General features: G+C 65.9%; 18 protein-coding genes. 3 read left to right on the plus strand and 15 right to left on the minus strand.

Annotated elements, in window-relative coordinates; all coding sequences use genetic code 11:
• Positions 1-3 precede the first annotated feature (3 nt).
• From G9473_RS06040 to G9473_RS06050, 3 genes are read left to right on the plus strand one after another with little or no spacing between them, the layout of a single operon-like run.
• Positions 4-573, plus strand: coding sequence for a shikimate kinase (locus G9473_RS06040; RefSeq protein ID WP_291137232.1), 570 nt, complete (start codon positions 4-6; stop codon positions 571-573).
• Positions 570-1,700, plus strand: a complete 1,131-nt coding sequence (aroB, locus tag G9473_RS06045) for a 3-dehydroquinate synthase (RefSeq protein WP_291137235.1) — start codon at positions 570-572, stop codon at positions 1,698-1,700. The genes G9473_RS06040 and aroB overlap by 4 nt, the downstream gene beginning before the upstream one ends.
• 15 nt (positions 1,701-1,715) lie before the next feature.
• A complete protein-coding gene (locus G9473_RS06050) occupies positions 1,716-2,486 on the plus strand; it encodes a cyclase family protein (RefSeq protein ID WP_291137238.1) in 771 nt (256 codons plus the stop codon).
• A 13-nt stretch (positions 2,487-2,499) separates the two neighbouring features.
• On the opposite strand, the gene G9473_RS06055 is transcribed toward G9473_RS06050, so the two are convergent.
• The 15 genes from G9473_RS06055 to pgi form a co-directional block, all read right to left on the minus strand.
• Positions 2,500-2,778 carry a hypothetical protein gene (locus tag G9473_RS06055; RefSeq protein ID WP_291137241.1) on the minus strand — a complete coding sequence of 93 codons (279 nt, stop codon included), beginning with the start codon at positions 2,776-2,778 and terminating at the stop codon, positions 2,500-2,502.
• 252 nt (positions 2,779-3,030) lie between these two features.
• Positions 3,031-5,091, minus strand: a complete 2,061-nt coding sequence (locus G9473_RS06060) for an acetyl/propionyl/methylcrotonyl-CoA carboxylase subunit alpha (RefSeq protein WP_291137244.1) — start codon at positions 5,089-5,091, stop codon at positions 3,031-3,033.
• Positions 5,092-5,178: 87 nt separating this feature from the next.
• Positions 5,179-5,589, minus strand: coding sequence for a lysozyme inhibitor LprI family protein (locus G9473_RS06065; protein WP_291137247.1), 411 nt, complete (start codon positions 5,587-5,589; stop codon positions 5,179-5,181).
• Positions 5,583-6,380 carry a DUF3445 domain-containing protein gene (locus tag G9473_RS06070; protein ID WP_291137249.1) on the minus strand — a complete coding sequence of 266 codons (798 nt, stop codon included), beginning with the start codon at positions 6,378-6,380 and terminating at the stop codon, positions 5,583-5,585. The genes G9473_RS06065 and G9473_RS06070 overlap by 7 nt, the downstream gene beginning before the upstream one ends.
• Positions 6,377-6,619, minus strand: a complete 243-nt coding sequence (locus G9473_RS06075; RefSeq protein WP_291137252.1) for a hypothetical protein — start codon at positions 6,617-6,619, stop codon at positions 6,377-6,379. The genes G9473_RS06070 and G9473_RS06075 overlap by 4 nt, the downstream gene beginning before the upstream one ends.
• Complete coding sequence (gene bioB, locus G9473_RS06080; RefSeq protein ID WP_291137255.1) at positions 6,619-7,629, minus strand: biotin synthase BioB; 1,011 nt, start codon at positions 7,627-7,629, stop codon at positions 6,619-6,621. Before bioB ends, G9473_RS06075 begins: the two co-directional genes overlap by 1 nt.
• 237 nt (positions 7,630-7,866) lie before the next feature.
• The gene (scpA, locus tag G9473_RS06085; RefSeq protein ID WP_291137257.1) at positions 7,867-10,020 is read right to left on the minus strand and encodes a methylmalonyl-CoA mutase; all 2,154 of its coding nucleotides are present in this window, start codon (positions 10,018-10,020) and stop codon (positions 7,867-7,869) included.
• An 87-nt stretch (positions 10,021-10,107) separates the two neighbouring features.
• A complete protein-coding gene (locus G9473_RS06090; protein WP_291137260.1) occupies positions 10,108-10,896 on the minus strand; it encodes an enoyl-CoA hydratase-related protein in 789 nt (262 codons plus the stop codon).
• A gap of 25 nt (positions 10,897-10,921) precedes the next feature.
• On the minus strand, positions 10,922-11,371 hold the full coding sequence (gene mce, locus G9473_RS06095; protein WP_291137263.1) for a methylmalonyl-CoA epimerase: 450 nt from the start codon (positions 11,369-11,371) through the stop codon (positions 10,922-10,924).
• A gap of 427 nt (positions 11,372-11,798) precedes the next feature.
• Entirely contained in the window at positions 11,799-13,331 is a 1,533-nt protein-coding gene (locus G9473_RS06100) for an acyl-CoA carboxylase subunit beta (RefSeq protein ID WP_291137266.1), read from the minus strand.
• Between the two features lie 89 nt (positions 13,332-13,420).
• Positions 13,421-14,449, minus strand: coding sequence for an NAD-dependent epimerase/dehydratase family protein (locus tag G9473_RS06105; RefSeq protein WP_291137269.1), 1,029 nt, complete (start codon positions 14,447-14,449; stop codon positions 13,421-13,423).
• Positions 14,450-14,485: 36 nt separating this feature from the next.
• The gene (gene gorA / locus G9473_RS06110; RefSeq protein ID WP_291137271.1) at positions 14,486-15,841 is read right to left on the minus strand and encodes a glutathione-disulfide reductase; all 1,356 of its coding nucleotides are present in this window, start codon (positions 15,839-15,841) and stop codon (positions 14,486-14,488) included.
• Positions 15,842-15,903: 62 nt separating this feature from the next.
• Positions 15,904-17,319 (minus strand): DEAD/DEAH box helicase, encoded by a 1,416-nt coding sequence (locus tag G9473_RS06115; RefSeq protein WP_291137273.1) that lies wholly within the window; start codon positions 17,317-17,319, stop codon positions 15,904-15,906.
• A gap of 261 nt (positions 17,320-17,580) precedes the next feature.
• Complete coding sequence (locus tag G9473_RS06120) at positions 17,581-17,979, minus strand: hypothetical protein (RefSeq protein WP_291137276.1); 399 nt, start codon at positions 17,977-17,979, stop codon at positions 17,581-17,583.
• A gap of 226 nt (positions 17,980-18,205) precedes the next feature.
• The gene (gene pgi / locus G9473_RS06125) at positions 18,206-19,738 is read right to left on the minus strand and encodes a glucose-6-phosphate isomerase (RefSeq protein WP_291137279.1); all 1,533 of its coding nucleotides are present in this window, start codon (positions 19,736-19,738) and stop codon (positions 18,206-18,208) included.
• Positions 19,739-19,741: the final 3 nt, after the last annotated feature.

Genomic DNA, 19,741 nt, shown 5'->3' on the forward strand with positions numbered 1-19,741 from the left:
GCAATGACCGGTGAGACCGCCCTCGACGATATGCGCATCGCCCGCCTGGCGGCGCGGATCGACCGCCCGATCGTGCTCGTCGGGCTGATGGGCGTTGGCAAGTCCACGGTCGGCCGCCGCCTCGCCGCGATGCTTCAGCGCAGCTTCGTCGATGCCGACGAAGCGATCGAGGAAGCAGCCCAGCGCAGCGTCGCGGAAATCTTCGAGGAATTCGGAGAATCCTATTTCCGCGACGGCGAGAGGCGCGTCATCGCCCGCCTGATCGACGAGGCTGCGGGCGTGATCGCGACCGGCGGCGGCGCCTTCGTCGACCCGGAAACCCGCGCGCTGATCCTCGAGCGCGCCATCGCGGTGTGGATCGATTGCGACATCGACACGCTGGTCGAGCGCACCTCGCGCCGCAACACACGGCCCCTGCTGAAAAGCGGGGACCCGAAGGAAATCCTGACCCGCCTCTCCCGCGAACGCCGCGACTTCTATGCCGAGGCTCCGATCAGGGTGGAAAGCGTCAACGGTCCCCACACCGACACCGCGCGGGCCATCATCGAGGCAATCGAGGAGCATCTCGCGTGACGACGCAGCGCAAGGTCATCCCGGTCGCCCTTGCCGGGCGCTCCTATGACGTGGTGATCGAGCCGGGCTGCGTGCTCGATCGCTTCGCAAAGCACGCCCGCGACTATCTGCCGAAGGGCCGCAAGGTCCCCTTCGTCGCCGACCGCGCGACGCACCGCCTGTTCAGCGAAGCGGTCGGGCGCAGCCTCGCCAGCGTAGGCAAGGAGGCCGAATGGTTCGTGGTCGAACCGGGCGAAGGCGCCAAGAGTTGGGCGGTGCTCGAAGAGCTGTGCGACTGGCTGCTGGCGCTCGGCATCACGCGGTCGGACCATGTCTTTGCGCTCGGCGGCGGGGTGGTGGGCGACCTCACGGGCTTTGCCGCCGCCATCCTCAAGCGCGGCTGCGGCTTCGTCCAGATCCCCACCACCCTGCTCGCGCAGGTCGACAGTTCGGTCGGCGGCAAGACCGCGATCAACACGGGCGCGGGCAAGAACCTGATCGGCGCCTTTCACCAGCCTTCGCACGTGTTGATCGACCCGCTCGTGCTGGACACACTGCCTGAGCGCGAGATGCGCGCAGGTTTCGCCGAGGTGCTCAAATACGGCCTGCTCGGCGATGCAGCCTTCTTCGACTGGCTCGAGGCGAACGGCGAGGCCGTGCTGGCGCGCGAACCGGAGGCCCTCACCCACGCCATTGCCACCAGCGTCGCCACCAAGGCCCGGATCGTCGCCGAGGACGAGCGCGAGACGAGCGGCGCGCGCGCCCTGCTCAATCTCGGCCATACCTTCGGCCATGCGCTGGAAGCGGAAACGGACTTTTCGGACAGGCTGCTGCACGGCGAGGCGGTCGCGCTCGGCATGGTGCTCGCCGCCCGCTATTCGGCCCGGCGTGGCGAATTGTCGCATGACGAGGCCGAGCGCGCCGCGCGGGTCATCGCCGCGTCGGGCCTACCCTCGGAGATCGCCGCGCTCGGCATGGACTGCACCGGCGAAACGCTCGTCGACCATATGCGACACGACAAGAAGATGGAGGGCTCGGGCACGCTCCCCTTCCTCCTGCTGCGTGACATCGGCGCGGCCTACATGGCGCGCGATGTCGAACTGGCCGACGTTGCCGCCTTCCTCGACGAGCAATTGCAGGCGCATTGAGAAAGCGAGAAGGGCATGACCCGCTTCATCGACCTGTCGATCCCGATCACCAATAACGTCGTCTCCGATCCCGAGGTGATGCGCCCGCGCGTGACCTACATGACGCATGAGAGCACGTGGGAGCAGATCGCGATGTTCTTCCCCGGCCTCACCCGCGAAGACCTGCCGGACGGCGAAGGCTGGGCGGTCGAGCAGGTCGAGCTTTCGACCCATAACGGCACCCACATGGACGCGCCGTGGCATTTCCACTCGACCACGGACGAAGGCGCGCGACCCGCCCCGAGCATCGACGAGGCGCCGCTCGACCGCTTCTTCCGCCCCGGGGTGAAGCTGGACTTCTCCCACCTCCCCCACGGGCACGTGGTGAGCGCAGCCGAAGTCGAAGCGGAACTTGCGCGGATCGGGCACGATCTCGCGCCGCTCGACATCGTGCTGGTGCAGTCGGGGGCGGTTTACGGAACCGAAAACTTCACCGACCAGGGCGTCGGCCTCGGCGCGGAAGCGACGCTGTGGTTGACCGAAAGGGGCGTCGAGGTCGTCGGGACCGATGCGTGGAGCTGGGACGCGCCCTTCAGCCACACGGCCCGGCGCTGGGCCGAGACGCGCGACCCCTCGATTATCTGGGAAGGCCACAAGGCGGGGCGCATCCGGCCCTATTACCAGATCGAGAAGCTGACCAATCTCGCGGAGCTCCCCGCGACCGGCTTCACCCTGTCGTGCTTCCCGGTCAAGATCGAGCGCGCGAGCGCGGGCTGGATCCGCGCGGTCGCGCTGATCGAGGATTAGCCGGTATCGAGGCTTAGCCGACCGGGCGCGCCGGCCCCTTGGCGAGCTTGTCCGAAATATCCGTGACCGTGCCGCCCTCGCCCGCTTCTTCGGCGATCATCGCATCGTGTTCGGCAAACAGGCGTTCGATGTCCGCCCGCCTTTCGAGCAGAAGATGCGCGATGCCAGGCGCAAGGCTTTCCCCCTCTCCGATCTGGCCGAGCAGTGCGGCGATGTCGCTCGCGGTCGCGTCCTTGGCGGTCTTGAAGAAGTGACCCTTGCGGTCGAAATATCCGGTTCCCTTGCGTGCCATCGTCCTGATCCCTCCCGATGCGCTCCTGGATTGGCGCGAATCGAGCTACGGATTCTCCGACCGAACGGAGGCGGCGACCATCACATTTACGTGAATTGGCAGGCGAGGCACAGAAATTGTCGTTTCATTACAAGAAAACCCCGCTCACACCCACGAAACAGGCAAAATAATTGCCCGTTAGCCTAATTTCCTTGTCTCGACACCGGTAGTGCGCGGCCCGCAAGGGCCGCGCTTCAGGCCCCCGGCAGGGCCCTATTCGAGCTCGAGGATCACCGCGTCCACCGCGAGGCTTTCGCCTTCCTCGGCGTTGATGCTGGCGATCGTGCCTTCCTTTTCGGCGCGCAGGATGTTCTCCATCTTCATCGCCTCGACCGTTGCGAGCGGCTGGCCGGGCTGGACCTCCTCTCCCTCGCTCACGTGCAGTTTCACCAGCACGCCGGGCATGGGGCAGATGAGCATCTTGGACAGGTCCGGCGGCTCCTTTTCGATCATCAGGCTCTCATGTGTCGCAAGCCGCAGCGGCAGGACCAGCGCGCGATGCGCCGCGCCGCGGGTGGTGACGACCCAATGATTGCCGGACCGCTCGACGATCAGGCCGAAGGCGCTGCCGTCCGCGTCGGTCGCGCTCGCCTGCGCCATGCCGGGCATCCAGTCGCAGGTGCCTTCGACCTTGTGCCCGTCCACCATCGCATGGCCGTCGCCGAGGACCACCTCGAAGCGCTTGTCGCCCAGCTTGACCAGCCATTCGGATGTCACGCGCTGCACGCCCTCGCGGCCGTCGTCGCCATCGAGCTGTCCGGAAATGCGCCGCGCGCGGCTTGCCCAGGTGAACTCGATTCCCGCCGCGATCGCTGCCAGCCGCCGTTCGAATCCCTCGCTCACCGGAGCGCCCTCGAAGCCGTCGGGATATTCCTCGGCGATGAAGCCCGTGGTCAGCTCGCCCGAACGAAAGCGCGGGTGCTGCATGATCGCGGAGAGGAAGTCGACATTGTGGCCGAGCCCCTTGAGGCGGAAGCGGTCGAGCGCCTCGACCTGCAGGTCCGCCGCCTCGTCGCGGGTCGGCGCCCAGGTGATGAGCTTGGCGATCATGGGGTCGTAGAACATCGACACCTCGCCGCCTTCGAACACGCCGTCGTCGACGCGGATCGAGCCCGCCCCGTGCGCGACCCCGCGCCGGGCCTTGCCCTGCACCTCCTCGTCCTCGGTCCAGCCGGGGATCGGGGGTGAATAATGGGTGAGGCGACCCGTCGAGGGGAGGAAGCCGCGATAGGGGTCTTCGGCATAAACGCGGTTCTCGATCGACCAGCCGTGGATGCCGATGTCATCCTGCGTCATCGAGAGCTTTTCTCCGTAAGCCACACGGATCATCTGCTCGACGAGGTCGATGCCGGTGATCGCCTCGGTCACCGGGTGTTCGACCTGAAGCCGGGTGTTCATCTCGAGGAAGTAGAAGCTTTCCCCCGTCGGGTCCGCGCCCGACACGATCAGTTCGACCGTGCCCGCCGAATGATACCCCACCGCCTTGGCAAGAGCGACGCATTGCTCGCCCATGGCCTTGCGCATCTTGGGCGTGACGAAGGGCGACGGCGCTTCCTCGACAACCTTCTGGTGGCGCCGCTGGATCGAGCATTCGCGCTCGTTCACGTAGAGGACGTTCCCGTGCTTGTCGCCGAGCACCTGGATTTCGATGTGGCGCGGGTTCTCGATGAACTTCTCGATGAAGACACGGTCGTCGCCGAAACTGCTCAGCCCCTCGCGCTTGGTCGCCTCGAAGCCTTCGCGCACGTCCTTTTCGCTCCAGGCGAGGCGCATCCCCTTGCCCCCGCCGCCGGCGCTGGCTTTCATCATCACCGGATAGCCGATGTCGTTGGAGATCTCGACCGCGTGGTCGGTGTCACGGATTTCGCCGACGAAGCCGGGGACGACATTGACGCCCGCCTCACGCGCGAGCTTCTTGGATTCGATCTTGTCGCCCATCGCCGCGATTGCATTCGCGGGTGGGCCGATGAAGACGATGCCTTCCTTGTCCAGCGCCTCGACGAAGCTCGCGCGCTCGGACAGGAAGCCGTAGCCGGGATGGATCGCCTCAGCCCCCGTCTGCTTGGCCGCAGCGATGATCTTGTCGGCGACAAGGTAGCTCTCGGCCGCGGGCGACGGGCCGATATGCACCGCCTCGTCCGCCATCCGCACGAAAGGCGCGTGGCGGTCGGCGTCCGAATAGACCGCGACCGTCGCGATGCCCATTTTCTTCGCCGTCGTAATGACCCGGCAGGCGATCTCGCCGCGATTGGCGATCAGGATTTTCGAGAACAAGCGAACCCCTTTCGAGCAAATGCGCACTTCGTGGCCTTGGCCTATGCCGCCTTGGCCCCGGCCCTGCAACCTATCGGATTTGCGCGCTCACGGGTTGTCCCGGGCAAGCGCGCGCAATTGCTCGGTGCGCGCCTCGGTCAGGGCGGTCTTGCAGGTGGCGACCAGCAGCGGCTCCATGCTGCCGCCGCGCGCGTCATAGCCTTCGAGCCGGCAATGCGCGTCGCGCAAGCGCAGCCATGCGCGCTGCGCTTCGAGCAGGCTGGCGAAGAAGCCGGGGCGCTCGTCCTTGCGGAAATTGTCGTCCTCCCATTCCGCATCGCGCGCCTTCATGGCGGCGGCGGTTTGTTTCCACTGGCGGTTGAGCGCGCGGTCGGCTTGCTCGTATTCCAGCCCAGCGCACCAGTTCATCTCCTGCTGGCGCGTGGGCTCGTCGCAGTTCCAGTCCGCATTTGGCGGCGCGGCCTGCGCAAGAAAGAGCGGGGCGAGGAAGGTCAGCATGGCGGAATCCTTTCGGCGGCGAAGGCGGTCAGTGCCGCAGCATAGGCGGGCGCGCCGCGCCTGTCGCCTTCGCCCGCGACAAGGGTTTCCACGGCGCGGGCGAGCATGGCGACGTTTTCGGGCGACAGCGCACCGAGCGGTTCGACATAGACGCCGATGGTGAACGCGATGGCTCCCGTCCGCGGCAGGCGGCGCAAGGTCTGGCGTTCGGAGCGTACGAACAGCGTCTCGCCGGCGTTGGCGGGCGTGACATCGGCGAATTGCTCTTGCGCCTCGCCGTCGGCCAGCCAGCGGCGCTGCTCCGTCGGCGCGATGAACCAGTTGCAGCGCCCGTAGATCGCACCGGGGCGCAAAGTCGCCATGAAACGGTCTACCCCGCTTGCAAGCTGTTCCTCGTACCCCGCGATCGGCGCATGGAGCGCGCGCAGGGGCAGCCCGAGCTTGTCGGCGGGGCGCCAGTCGGTCGGCCACGCGACGGCGGCGCCGATCAGGCGGTAGACCTCCTCGCCATCGGCGCGGCTAAGCAGGCAAATATCCTCGTGCGAAGACAGCGCGACTTCGGGCAGCGCGCCCCGGGCCCCGAGCATGGCCGCCAGTTCGCGGCCCGGTTCCTCGGCCTTGGGAGTGAGTTGCACGCCTTCCGGCCAGTCTGCGAAAGCGGCGGCGCGTGCCGCAAGGTCGGGCCCAGGCTGGAGCCATTCCGCCTCGCCCAATCGGCACAGCCCCATGCGCAGCTGCCCGCCCCCGCGTGCCCTGGGCAGCAGCGCGTCGACGCAGAAGCCGAGGGTCATTCCGATCCCTTGCGCTGCAGCCCCTTGATCGTGACGACCGCCCAGGCGGCATAGACGACGATCGCGATGGTCGCGATCATCTCGTTCTCGAGCATCGCGCCCCCGCGGCAATCGGCCATCCTCCGATAGCTTTCCTCGTCCCAGCCCGCGCCGAAGCCGCATTTGAAGTAGTTGCCGGCGATGATGAGCTGGACCGCGATCCAGTAGACGACGCTGACGAGGATGGGGCGCTTTTTCATTATTCGGCCGGTTCCCGGTGATCGATGCGGCGCTTCGGCTCCTCGCCCTGCAAGGCGGTCATCCCGAGCTTGGCGAGAAGCGCACCGTCGCTGTCGTCGCCCGCATTGGGCGCGGTGAGCAGCTTGTCACCGGTGAAGATCGAATTCGCGCCTGCGAGGAAGCACAGCGCCTGGGTCGCCTCGGACATGGATTCGCGGCCAGCAGAGAGGCGCACCATGCTCATCGGCATGGTGATGCGCGCGACCGCGACGGTGCGGGCGAACTCGATATCATCGATCTTCGCCATAGGCGTATCGGCGAGCATATCGCCCAGCACCGTGCCCTTGACCGGCACCAGCGCGTTGACCGGCACGCTTTCGGGATGTTCGGGCAGGGTCGCGAGCGTGTGGATAAAGCCGACCCGGTCATCGCGCGTTTCGCCCATGCCGACGATCCCGCCCGAGCACACGTTGATCCCCGCGCTTCGCACGTGATCGAGCGTGTCGAGCCGGCACTGGAAATCGCGCGTCGAGATCACCCGCTCGTAATATTCCGGCGAGCTGTCGATATTGTGGTTGTAATAGTCGAGCCCCGCCTCGGCGAGCTGGTCTGCCTGATGCGGTTCAAGCATCCCCAGTGTCATGCAGGTCTCGAGCCCCATGTCGCGGACGCCCTTCACGATCTCGACGATCTTCGGCATATCGCGGTCCTTGGGATTGCGCCACGCCGCGCCCATGCAGAACCGCTGCGAGCCCGCATCCTTCGCCTGCGCCGCGCGCTGGAGAACCTCCTGCACATCCATCAGCTTGGTCGCCTCGACGCCGCTGTCGGCATGGACCGACTGCGAGCAATAGCCGCAATCTTCGGGGCAGCCGCCGGTCTTGATGGAGAGCAACGTGCAGAGCTGGACCTGTTCGGGCGGGTGGTGGTCGCGGTGAACGCTGGCGGCGCGGAAGACCAGCTCGGTGAAGGGAAGGTCGAAAAGTGCCGCGATTTCCTCGCGGGTCCAGTCGGTGCGGATTTCAGTCATTTTCGCTCTCTCTGCGGCGCGCCATCACGCTTACCGCTATCATGATGCCACCAAGAACGAGCGGAACGTAGCCCAAAGGCCAGTGCAACTCGCGGAATGCCTCACATTGTGTTTCCAGCCACCCTGCGGGATTTGACCAGCAACGCAGCGCGACCTGTTTGACCGGAGAGGTCAAAAGACCAGCGAGGACAAGTAGCCCACCGACGGTCGGGAGGGACCGCGCAGGCCGTCCGGATTTCACTCCGCCGCCTCGTCCATCTCTCCGTCCGCCGGCGGCATATTGTGCCCCAGCAGCGTCAGGATATCCGCCGCGCATTCGACCACGTTCGAGCCGGGGCCGTAGATGCCCTGCACCCCCGCCTCGCGCAGGAAGTCATAATCGCTCGCCGGGATGACGCCGCCCGCCGTCACCTTGATGTCGGCGCGGCCCGCTTCCTTCAGTAGCCGGATGAGTTCGGGGATCAGCGTCTTGTGACCGGCCGCAAGGCTCGAGCAGCCGATCACGTCGACCCCGTTTTCGAGCGCCATGTCGCGCGCTTCTTGCGGGGTCTGGAAGAGCGGGCCGGAGACGACCTCGAAACCCATGTCGCTGAACGCGCTGGCGATCACGTTGGCGCCGCGGTCGTGGCCGTCCTGGCCCATCTTGGCGACCATGATCTTCGGCTTGCGCCCCATGCGCCGCTCGACCGCCTCGACGCCATTGGTCACCTGTTCCCAGCGCCGGTCGAATTCGTAGGCGGTCTTGTAGACGCCGCTGACGGGCTTGGGCGTCGCGTCGTGGCGGCCGAAGACCGCTTCCATCGCCTGCGAAATCTCGCCCAGCGTCGAGTCATGCCGTGCCGCCTCGACCGCAAGTTCGAGCACGTTGCCGCCCGCCTTGCAGCCCACGGTCAGCGCCGCAAGCGCCTTTTTGCAGGCGTCCTCGTCGCGGTTCGCGCGGACCCATTCGATGCGCTCGATCTGGCCCTTCCTGACCTTGGCATTGTCGATGTCGAGCGTCTCGATCGGGTCTTCCTTATCCTTGCGATACTTGTTGACCCCGACGATCACCGTCTCGCCCCGGTCGACCTTGGTCTGCTTTTCCGCCGCCGCGCGCTCGATCGCGGCCTTGGGCGCGCCGCTATCCACGTAAGCGGTCATCCCGCCCGCCGCATCGACCTCGGCGATCAGCTTTTCGGCCTCGTCCACCAGCGTCGCGGTCAGCGCCTCGATGTAGTGCGAGCCGCCGAGCGGATCGACGACATTGGTGATGCCGCTTTCCTCCTGAAGGACGAGCTGCGTGTTGCGCGCGATGCGGGCGGAGAAGTCGGTCGGCAGCGCGATCGCCTCGTCCAGCGCATTGGTGTGGAGCGACTGCGTCCCGCCCAGCGTCGCTGCCATCGCCTCGATCGTGGTGCGGATGACGTTGTTGTAGGGGTCCTGCTCCTGCAAGCTCACGCCCGAGGTCTGGCAGTGGGTGCGCAGCATCTTCGACTTGTCGGCCTTCGCGCCGAGATCGTCCATGACCCGGTACCACAGCGTGCGCGCCGCGCGCAGCTTGGCGATCTCCATGAAGAAGTTCATGCCGATGCCGAAGAAGAACGACAGGCGCGGCGCGAAGGCGTCGATGTCGAGCCCGGCCGCCATCGCGCGCTCCACGTATGCCTTGCCGTCGGCGATGGTGAAGGCGAGCTCCTGCACCGCCGTCGCGCCTGCCTCGTGCATATGATAGCCCGAGATCGAAATGCTGTTGAATCGCGGCATATTGGCCGAGGTATAGGCGATGATGTCGGAGACGATCCGCATACTCGGTTCGGGCGGGTAGATATAGGTGTTGCGGACCATGAACTCCTTGAGGATGTCGTTCTGGATGGTCCCGGACAGTTTCTCCTGGGAAACGCCCGATCGTTCGGCGGCGACGATATAGAACGCCATGACCGGGATGACCGCGCCGTTCATGGTCATCGACACGCTCATTTCATCGAGCGGGATCTGGTCGAACAGGATCTCCATGTCGCGCACGGTGTCGATCGCGACGCCCGCCTTGCCGACATCGCCGACGACGCGCGGGTGGTCGCTGTCATAGCCCCGGTGGGTGGCAAGGTCGAAGGCGACCGAAAGACCCTTCTGCCCGGCGGCGAGATTACGGCGATAGAAGGCGTTCGATTCCTCGGCGGTCGAAAAGCCCGCATATTGCCGGATCGTCCACGGGCGCCCGGCATACATCGAGGCTTTCACCCCGCGCGTGAAGGGCGCGAAGCCGGGCAGGCCCGGGTCCCAGCCTTCGTGGTCCTCGCCCGTGTAGAGCGGCTTGATGTCGAAGCCCTCTGGCGTGTTCCAAGTGAGGTCGCGGCCCTTCACTTCCTTGTCGGCGAGGGCTTTCCAGTCGGCGGGGGTCGGTTTGTCGGTCATGGCTCGCTCTTAGACGAAATCATGCCCCCGGCGAAAGGTCGCGCCGGGGGCCGGGTGTGACGAAGCATTTCGGGGCTGGCGGTTCGCCTAATGCCCCTTGAATTCGGGTTTGCGCTTCTGGAGGAAAGCCATGCCGCCTTCCTTGGCATCGTCGCTCGCGCCCGCGATACGCTGCGCTTCGGCTTCGGCCAGCAGCACCATCTGCAGGTTCTGGTCGATCGCGGTGGCGATGTTGCGCTTGATGTGCGCGTAGGCGAGCGTCGGGCCGTTGGCGAGCTTGGCGGCGAGCGCCTTCGCCTCGTCCATTAGCGCATCGTCCTCGACGCACTTGTAGACGAGGCCCCAATCCTCGGCTTGGCTTCCCGAAATCTTCTCGCCCAGCATCATCATGCGGGTCGCGCGCGCACGGCCGATCGCGCGGGTGAGCAACCAGGTCGATCCGCCGTCGGGGACGAGGCCGATGTTGACGAAAGCCTGGAGGAAATAGGCGCTCCTGGCCGCAATGGTGAAATCCGCCGCAAGGGCGAGCGAGCACCCGACACCCGCAGCAGGGCCGTTGACCGCGCAGATCACCGGGACGTCGGCGCGGATGAGCTGGCTGATCGCGGGGTTGTAATGCTGGATCAGCGCCTCGTGGCTGCCGCCCTTGCCGCCCAATGCGCTGCCGCTGCCGCGCGCCGAAAGGTCCGCGCCCGAACAGAAGCCCTTGCCCTCGCCCGTGATCAGCACCGCGCGCGTGTCGCCGAGATCGTAGAAGGCCTGCCCCAGCTCGTCCGCCATCTGCGGCGGCATGGCGTTGAGGCGTTCGGGCCGGTTGAGGGTGATCGTGGTGAGCGGGCCGTCGCGTTCCACGCGGATGGTTTCATAGTCGGACAAGGTGTTTTCTCCGGTTTGCGAGCCGTCAGTTGGACCAGTGCGCGCCTTCCTTGGGCGTCTCCATGATCTCCGTAAGCATGCCCATCATGTCCTTGGGATGGACGAAAAAGATAGGCGTGCCGTGGGCGCCGATGCGGGTGGGGCCGAGGATGCGCTTGCCCATTTCCTCGAATTCCTTGCGCGCTTCCTCGATGTCGGGGACCTCGAAGCAGACATGATGCTGCCCCCCCAGCGGGTTCTTCTCGAGGAAGCCGCGAATGGTCGATTTCTCGCCGAGCGGCTCGATCAGCTCGATCTGCGTGCCGTTCATCCCGCTGTCGGTGGGCGTGTCGACGAAGCAGACCTTTACGCCCTGTTCCTCGAGATCGAACGGCTCATGGATATGCGTCGCGCCCAAGGTGTCGCGGTAGTGCTTGATCGAGTCCGCGATGGAGGGGGTGGCGACCCCGATGTGATTGAGACGGCCTAGTTTCATTGCGAGCACGCAAAGCGAGCCACTTCGCCCGAGATACTCGTCGACATTGCGTCGCTCATTTCTCCAGGACTCGGGCCATCTTCCATTGCTCGCTCCACCGTATCCCCTTCCCCGAGATAGCGGAATGTCATGGAGCCACAATTTACCTCACGGCGGGCATAACTTCTGCCGGAAGAGCCATCTCTCTGCGTTACGACCTCTAAATTGCCATTGGGCAGAACTGTGGAAGAAAGGAGGGTATAAGACGCTCCATCTGAACGGACAGGAACTGGCACTCCAGCACTCTCCTCGTCGGTTGATGCTACAGTGCTGTCCCCCGCCGCAGATTGCTCATTATGCGCGGCGGTCTCAGTGCCTTGGCAACCCCCAAGAGCCAGCGCGCCAAGCATTAAAGGAAACGCGGAAATCATTTTCTTCATAGTTCACCTCACAACGGAATATTGTCATGCTTCTTCCACGGGTTCTCGAGCTGCTTCGTCCGCAGCCGCCTGAGCCCCAGCGCGACCCGCCGCCGCGTCGCGTGGGGGTGGATCACCTCGTCGATATAGCCGCGTGAGGCCGCGACGAAGGGGTTGGCGAAGCGGTCCTCGTATTCCTTGGTCTTCTGCGCGATCTTTTCGGGGTCGTCGCGGTCCTTCCTGAAGATGATCTCCACCGCGCCCTTCGCGCCCATCACCGCGATCTCGGCGGTGGGCCAGGCGTAGTTGAGGTCACCGCGCAGGTGCTTCGATGCCATCACGTCGTATGCCCCGCCGTATGCCTTGCGGGTGATGATCGTGATCTTGGGCACGGTCGCCTCGGCATAGGCGAAGAGCAGCTTCGCCCCGTGCTTGATGATGCCGCCGAGTTCCTGGCTCGTGCCGGGAAGGAAGCCGGGCACGTCGACGAAGGTCACGATCGGGATTTCGAACGCATCGCAGAACCGCACGAAGCGCGCGGCCTTTTTCGACGAGGCGATGTCGAGCACGCCCGCGAGCACCATCGGCTGGTTCGCCACCACGCCCACCGTGCGCCCCTCGACCCGGCCGAAGCCGCAGATGATGTTCGCCGCATGGCCGGGCTGGATCTCGAAGAAGGTGCCCTCGTCGAGGGTCTTCTGGATGACCTCGTGCATGTCGTAGGGCTGGTTGGCGTTGTCGGGGATGAGCGTGTCGAGGCTCGGCTCCTCGCGGTCCCACGGGTCGCTGACCGGAAATTCGGGGGCTTCCTCGCGGTTCGACAGCGGCAGGTAGTTGAAGAACTCGCGCGTCGCGAGCAGCGTCTCGATGTCGTTCTCGAACGCGCAGTCGGCGACGGAAGTCTTGGTCGTGTGCGTGATCGCACCGCCCAGTTCCTCCTGCGTGACGACTTCGCCCGTCACGGTCTTAACCACGTCGGGGCCGGTGACGAACATATAGGAGCTGTCCTTCACCATGAAGATGAAGTCGGTCATTGCGGGTGAGTAGACCGCCCCACCCGCGCACGGGCCCATGATGAGGCTGATCTGCGGGATGACGCCGGAGGCGAGCACGTTGCGCTGGAACACCTCGGCATAGCCGCCGAGGCTGTCGACGCCTTCCTGGATGCGTGCCCCGCCCGAATCGTTGAGGCCGATGACGGGCGCGCCGACCTTCATCGCGGTGTCCATGACCTTGCAGATCTTCTCCGCGTGGCGTTTCGACAGCGAGCCGCCGAACACGGTGAAGTCCTGCGAGAAGACATAGACAAGCCGCCCGTTGATCGTGCCGCTGCCGGTCACCACCCCGTCGCCGGGGATCTTCTGCGCTTCCATGCCGAAATCGGTGCAGTCGTGCTCCACGTAAGTGTCGAGCTCCTCGAAACTGCCCTCGTCGAGCAGCACGTCGAGCCTCTCGCGCGCGGTCAGCTTGCCCTTGGCGTGCTGCGCGGCGATGCGCTTCTCGCCCCCGCCCATGCGGGCGGCTTCGCGGCGGCGTTCCATTTCGGCGATGTTTGCGGACATTCGTCGGCCCCTCGATTGGTTCGGTTCTCGCCGAGGTCGTTGCCGGAGCCTCGGCGGAGCGTCAACGTGTCAAAAGCGCCAAGGCCCGATCAACGCACGCGCACGATGCCTTTCTCGACGAGGCTCTTCGCGGTCGCCTCGATGCTGTCGGCGGCGGCGATGTAGTCGATCCCGAGCACTTCACGCGCGTGCGCCCCGGAGACGTCGCGGTGGCGGCCGAGTTCGGTCTTCACCTGCTTGATGTCGGCCATGAAGGGGGCGAGCAGCTTGACGATTGTCGAAGGCAGGCGGCGGGTGGGGACCTTCCCCGAAAGGTCGGGCACGCGTTCACGCAACACCTCGGCGACCTCGCGTAGCCACAGGAACCTGTCGGACACGGCAAAGCGTTCGTCCCGCACCGCTTCGGCAGGCGCATCGAGCGCGCGAACATGGGCGAGCGCGACGTCGCGCACGTCGACGATGCCGAAACCCGCATCGGGCAGCGCCGGAATTTCGCCGGTCAGGAGCTTGCGCACCAGTTCGATCGAGGTCGAAAGGTCCTCGTCATAGACCGGCCCCAGCACCGCGACCGGATTGATCGAGCAGAAAGCCATGTCGGGCGCGTTCTGCGCGACCCATTCGCGCGAAGCCTTTTCCGCGACCGTCTTTGACCGATGGTATGGCGGCACGTCCGGGTTTTCGAGCACGGTCCAATCGCTCTCGTCGAAATGGTCCCGGCCCGGCGGGTGGCCGTAGGCGATCGCGGCGGCGGAGCTGGTCAGGACGAAGCGCTGCACCCCCGCCTTCTTCGCGCATTCGAGCGCCCGCAGCGCGCCGGCGCGGGCGGGTTTCACCAGTTCGTCGGGATGTTTCGGCGTCGCGAGCGGAAAGGGCGAGGCGACATGGGCGACCGCTTCGACGCCCTCCATCGCCTCGGCCCAGCCGGCGTCGTTCTCGAGATCGGCCTCGAACACGCGCAGGGCTTCGCCCGCATCGCGCCAGCGGTCGCGCAGGCGCGGCTCGCTTTTCGAGCGGTCGCGCACGGTGGTGTGGACCGTCTTGCCGCCGCGCAGCAGCAGCTCGATGATCTCGCCCCCGATATAGCCGGTCCCGCCGGTCACCAGCACCGTGTCAGCCATGCGTCTCTCCCTCGCCTGCCCTGACCTTGCAGCGGCCTATTTGAAGAGCACCAGCTCCTCGGCCATGGTCGGGTGGATCGCCATGGTCGCATCGAAATCGGCCTTTGTCAGCCCGGCCTTCACCGCGACCGCGGCCATCTGCATGATCTCGGGCGAATCCGGGCCGATCATGTGAAGGCCGACGACCTTATCGTTCGCCGCATCGACGACCATCTTGTAGAGCCCACGCTCGTTCCGTCCCGCGACCACGTTCTTCATCGGGCGAAAGTCGGCCTGGTAGACCTTGACGTTGCCGAGCACGTTGCGCGCCTCGCCCTCGGTCATGCCGACCGCTGCGATGGGCGGGTGCGAGAACACCGCGCTCGGGATGCAGGAATGGTCGACTTTCACGGGCCCGCCCTTGCCGAAGACCGTGTCGGCGAAGGCGTGCCCCTCGCGGATCGCGACGGGGGTGAGCTGCACCCGGTCGGTCACGTCGCCGACGGCGTAGATGTGGTCGATATTGGTCTTGCTGTAGTCGTCGACCCGGACCTCGCCCCGCTCGCCCAGTTCGACCCCGACCTCTTCGAGGCCCAGCCCTTCGGTGTTCGCGACCCGGCCCGTCGCGGCCATCACCGTGTCGAAAACCCGCTCCTCATGGCCGGCGAGCTTGACGTCGAGCGCCCCGTCCTCGCGGGCGCGGATATATTCGAACTTCGTGTTGAAGAGGAATTCGATCCCCTTGGTCAGCGAGATCTGGAGCAGCCGGTCGCGCAGCGCCTCGTCGTAGGACCTGAGGATCGTGTCCGAGCGGTTGGCGAGCGTCACCTTGGCGCCGAACTCGTTGAAGATTCCGGCGAATTCATTGGCGATGTAGCCCCCGCCGAGGATCAGGATGCGCTTCGGCACGGCGTCGAGATGAAACGCCTCGTTCGAGGTGATGATGTGCTCGCTCCCCTCGCACTCGGGCACGTGCGGGCGCGCGCCGGTGGCGATGAGGATGTATTTCGCGGTGACGGTCTTGCCGCTTTCCAGCGTGATTTCATGCGGGCCCGTTATCCGCGCGCGCTCCTTGAACACGGTCACGTCGTGGTTCTCGAGCGTCTGGGTGTAGAGCCCCTCGAGGCGCGTGATGTCCTTCTGCACGTGATCGCGCAGCTTCACCCAGTCGAAGCTCTTGCCTTCGATGGTCCAGCCGAAATTGGTCGCGTCCTCGAGGTCCTCGGCGAAATGCGCGCCGTAGACGAGCATCTTCTTGGGCACGCAGCCGCGGATGACGCAGGTGCCCCCGACGCGGTATTCCTCGGCTGCGGCGACCCGTGCGCCGTGGCCTGAGGCGATGCGGCTCGCGCGGGTCCCGCCCGAGCCGATGCCGATGGTGAAGAGGTCGTAATCGTATTCGCTAGCGGTCATCTCGCCTCCGTTGGTCGTGCGGGGGCGCTATGCAGGCGAGAGGCTCGCTTGCCAAGGGAAGCCTAGCTTCCCTGCGAGGAGGCGCGGCGACCGCCCCCGCCCCGACGCCGCCGGTTGCCGCCGCCCTGGCCCTGGCCCTGTCGCGGGCCGGAGCGGTTGGGACGACCCTTGCGCGCCGGGTGCTTCTGCTTTGGCTTGGCGCGCTGTTCCTCGCCCTGCGCCCTTTCCTCGCGCCTTGCCCCGCCTGCGGGCTTGGGCCGGACCTTCTTCTGCGACACGCGCGTCGCGCCGCGCGGCGCGGGTTTGGTCGGACCGACGCCTTCGACCACCGCGCGGAAATTGTCCGGCAGCGCCAGCCGCTCGAAATCGGCATCGGTCGTGCGCCGGATGTCCTTGAGATAGGCGCGCTCGTCCTCGGCGCAGAAGGCGATCGCCACTCCGTCGCGGCCCGCGCGCGCGGTGCGGCCGATGCGGTGGACATATTGTTCGGGCACATTGGGCAGTTCGTAGTTGATGACGTGGGAGACGCCCGGAATGTCGATCCCGCGCGCGGCAACGTCGGTTGCGACCAGGATCGCCGTGCGGCCCGAGCGGAATTCGTCGAGCGCGCGCTGCCTTTGCCCTTGCGACTTGTTGCCGTGGATCGCATTGGCGGCGATGCCTGCCCGGCTCAGTTTCTTCACGACGCGGTCCGCGCCGTGCTTGGTCCGGGTGAAGATGAGCACACGGTCACGCTCGCCCGGAACCTTGTGGCGGCCCGACAGGATGAGTTCGAGCAGCGACTGCTTCTCGTCCTGCTGGACCATGAAGAGATACTGGTCGATCCGTTCCGCGGTCGAGCTTTCGGGCGTGACCGAAACCTGCACCGGATTGCGGCAATAGCCGCTCACCAGTTCCTTGATCTGTTTCGGCATGGTCGCGCTGAAGAACAGGGTCTGGCGATCCTTGGGCACGAGATCGCGGATTTTCCTGAGCGCGTGGATGAAACCAAGATCGAGCATCTGGTCCGCCTCGTCGAGCACCAGCACTTCGACGCCCGACAGGTTGAAGGCGTTCTGGTCGATGAGGTCGAGCAGGCGGCCCGGCGTCGCGACGAGGATGTCGGTCCCGCGGTGCAGCTTGTTGCGGTCCTTGTTGACGCTCGTTCCGCCGACGATGACCTGCACCTTGAGGCCGGCGAGCGCGCCGTAGTCCTTGGCGCTCGCGGCGATCTGCACCGCGAGTTCGCGGGTCGGGGCGAGCACCAGCATCCGGCAGCTCTTGAAGGGGATGCGGTTATCCGCATCGCGCAACCGGTCGATCGACGGCAGCATGAAGGCCGCCGTCTTGCCCGTGCCCGTCTGGGCGATGCCGAGCAGGTCGCGCCCCTCCAGGACCGGCGGGATCGCCTGCGCCTGGATCGGGGTCGGCACGTCGTAACCCTTGAGGTCGAGCGCCTGGAGGACGGGCTGCGACAGCCCGAGGTCTTTGAATGTCATGTAAGATTGAACTCGCAAATATGCGGCGCGCTCTGTGCGGCGACCCCATGAAAAGGGCACGGCGCACGCGCGGCGCGGGGGAATGGAACGCCCCGCGTGAAAAGGGATGTCGGTAGACTGGTTGCGATACGCCGCCGGGGGCGGATGGATCAGAGCCGCCGCTTCACGCGGGCTTGTGGCGTTCGCTTGCACGCCAGATGGGCGCTTGGTCCGCGAAAGTCAAAGACTATCGCTGCGGCGCACCCGCAGCCGCGCGTGCGGTCAGGACCGCTCGCGCAGGTCGGCATAGACGAGCCGGGCCGAATAGCTCCCCGGAACCGCCGTGCCGCTCGCGTCATGGGCGGGCTCGAAGGTGTGGTGCTTGACCAGCACGTCGCACAGCCGCTCGTTGATATAGGTGCGGCGGAATTCGGCATCGAGCTTGCAGGCAGTCACCTCGCCCGCCTCGTCTACCGTCAGCGTGTAATCGATCGCCGAACGCATGATGCGCAGCCGCCTCGACGTCTTCAGGAAAGCCCATTCCCCGTCGAAGGAGACGAGCTTCACCGGGGTCGCCTCTTCCGCGTCATCCGCAGCCTCGGCCTGCATCGGTTCCTCCGCCATGACAGGCGTGCAGAACATGGCAGCGGCGGCTGCGGCGAGAGGGAAGCGCAGATTCATGGAGTGGTGGCCCGTCTGTTCGAATGCGACACTAGGATGAACGGTCAAAATAAGGGTCTGACCGGAGTATGCAATTTATATCCCGGCATGGCGCGCACTTCGCAAGAAATCGTAATATCGCTTCTCCGACGCGCAACCATTCATCCTCTTTCTGCAATCATGAACCAACAGCGTAGAACTTATGACATCCGCATTGCGGAATCGCCCGTTGCGACCGAAGAGCAGCTCAGCGCAGACCCGCCGCCTCCATCAGCGCGGTTGTCGAGGGGTCGAAATCGCCTTCTCCGGCATCGATCCGCTTGGCGATCGCCTTGCCCAGTTCGACCCCGAACTGGTCGAAGGGATTGATCCGCATCAGCACCGCATTGGCAAAAGTGCGGTGTTCGTGGAAGGCGATGAGCGCGCCCAGTGTCGCCGCGTCGATATCGTCGAGCAGGATCGTCGTGCTCGGCCGGTCGCCGGGATAGGCGCGCGCAGGGTCGTCGGCCTCGCTCCCCGCCATCAGCGCCGCCCCTTGCGCAAGGCAGTTCATCAGCAGCGCACGATGATGCGCGGGGTCGAGCAGGTCGCCCGGCGCGATCGAGGCGATGAAATCCACCGGCACGAGATGCGTGCCCTGGTGGAGCAGCTGGAACACGGCGTGCTGCGCGTCAGTCCCCACCCCGCCCCAGGTTATCGGAGCGGTCGGGCCGGACACGGGCTCGCCTTCGAGCGTCACGCGCTTGCCGTTCGATTCCATCTCGAGCTGCTGGAGATAGTCGGGCAGCAGGCCGAGCCGTTCGTCATAGGCGAACACCGCGCGGGTCTGGCATCCGCGCAGGCGGGTGTAATACTGGTCCGCGAAAGCGGCTAGGAGCGGGGCGTTGTCGCGGCCCTCGCTTCCACGGAAATGATCGTCCATCACCTTGGCCCCGGCGAGCAGGGCGCGGAAATCCTCCATGCCGACGGCCAGCGCGACCGGAAAGCCGATCGAGGACCACAGCGAATAGCGCCCGCCCACGCTTTCGGGGAAAGGCAGGATTCGGGTTTCATCGACGCCCCATTCGACCGCGCGATCGGGGTTGGCGGTCAGTGCCACAACCCGGCCATAGGGGTCCGAAACGCCATTGTCGCCGAGCCATTTCATCGCGCTCGCCGCATTGGTCATGGTCTCGGTCGTGGTGAAGGTCTTGGACGCGACCGCTACCAGGGTCTTGGCCGGATCGCAGGCCGCGAATGCCTGCTCGAGCGCAAGCCCGTCGATGTTCGAGACAACGTGCACGTCGACCCGCGCGCCGTCGCGAGTGAGCGCGTCAACCGCCATGGCCGGGCCGAGCGCCGAGCCGCCGATGCCGATGTGGATGAGGTGGTTCACTTCGCCCAGCGCGCCGTCATGGATGGCCTCGACCAGCATCCCCATGCGGGCAAGCAGCGCGCCGGCTTCCTCGACCTCGGGCTCCGGCCCGCTGCCGCGCATCGCGCCGTGATTGGCCGCCCGCCCCTCGGTCGGGTTGACGATTCCGCCCGAAAACAGCGCCTCGCGGGCAGCGGCGAAATCGCACGCCTCGGCCAGATTCTCGAAAGCCGACAGCGCCTCGTGCGACAAGTGAGTCTTCGACCAGTCGAACAGCATCCCCACTTCGCCCAGCTCGCCCAGCGATGCCTCGATCCGCCGCGACAGCTTCGCCGTGCGCTCGGGATCGCGCGCGAACAGGTCGGCAAGCGTGACAGGCTCGAGCGCCGCGAGGCGTTCCCATGCGGCGGATATCGGATCACTCATGCG

It is taken from the genome of Erythrobacter sp. (assembly GCF_011765465.1).
Classification (GTDB): Bacteria; Pseudomonadota; Alphaproteobacteria; order Sphingomonadales; family Sphingomonadaceae; genus Erythrobacter.

What these genes read in the sequence shown, in the direction of transcription:
- bioB (WP_291137255.1), bottom strand. Translation starts at nt 7,629, where the DNA reads ATGACTGAAATCCGCACCGACTGGACCCGCGAGGAAATCGCGGCACTT.
- pgi (WP_291137279.1), bottom strand. Translation starts at nt 19,738, where the DNA reads ATGAGTGATCCGATATCCGCCGCATGGGAACGCCTCGCGGCGCTCGAG.
- G9473_RS06075 (WP_291137252.1), bottom strand. Translation starts at nt 6,619, where the DNA reads ATGAAAAAGCGCCCCATCCTCGTCAGCGTCGTCTACTGGATCGCGGTC.
- G9473_RS06105 (WP_291137269.1), bottom strand. Translation starts at nt 14,449, where the DNA reads ATGGCTGACACGGTGCTGGTGACCGGCGGGACCGGCTATATCGGGGGC.
- G9473_RS06100 (WP_291137266.1), bottom strand. Translation starts at nt 13,331, where the DNA reads ATGTCCGCAAACATCGCCGAAATGGAACGCCGCCGCGAAGCCGCCCGC.
- mce (WP_291137263.1), bottom strand. Translation starts at nt 11,371, where the DNA reads ATGAAACTAGGCCGTCTCAATCACATCGGGGTCGCCACCCCCTCCATC.
- gorA (WP_291137271.1), bottom strand. Translation starts at nt 15,841, where the DNA reads ATGACCGCTAGCGAATACGATTACGACCTCTTCACCATCGGCATCGGC.
- G9473_RS06115 (WP_291137273.1), bottom strand. Translation starts at nt 17,319, where the DNA reads ATGACATTCAAAGACCTCGGGCTGTCGCAGCCCGTCCTCCAGGCGCTC.
- G9473_RS06065 (WP_291137247.1), bottom strand. Translation starts at nt 5,589, where the DNA reads ATGCTGACCTTCCTCGCCCCGCTCTTTCTTGCGCAGGCCGCGCCGCCA.
- scpA (WP_291137257.1), bottom strand. Translation starts at nt 10,020, where the DNA reads ATGACCGACAAACCGACCCCCGCCGACTGGAAAGCCCTCGCCGACAAG.
- G9473_RS06070 (WP_291137249.1), bottom strand. Translation starts at nt 6,380, where the DNA reads ATGACCCTCGGCTTCTGCGTCGACGCGCTGCTGCCCAGGGCACGCGGG.
- G9473_RS06040 (WP_291137232.1), top strand. Translation starts at nt 4, where the DNA reads ATGACCGGTGAGACCGCCCTCGACGATATGCGCATCGCCCGCCTGGCG.
- G9473_RS06055 (WP_291137241.1), bottom strand. Translation starts at nt 2,778, where the DNA reads ATGGCACGCAAGGGAACCGGATATTTCGACCGCAAGGGTCACTTCTTC.
- G9473_RS06120 (WP_291137276.1), bottom strand. Translation starts at nt 17,979, where the DNA reads ATGAATCTGCGCTTCCCTCTCGCCGCAGCCGCCGCTGCCATGTTCTGC.
- G9473_RS06050 (WP_291137238.1), top strand. Translation starts at nt 1,716, where the DNA reads ATGACCCGCTTCATCGACCTGTCGATCCCGATCACCAATAACGTCGTC.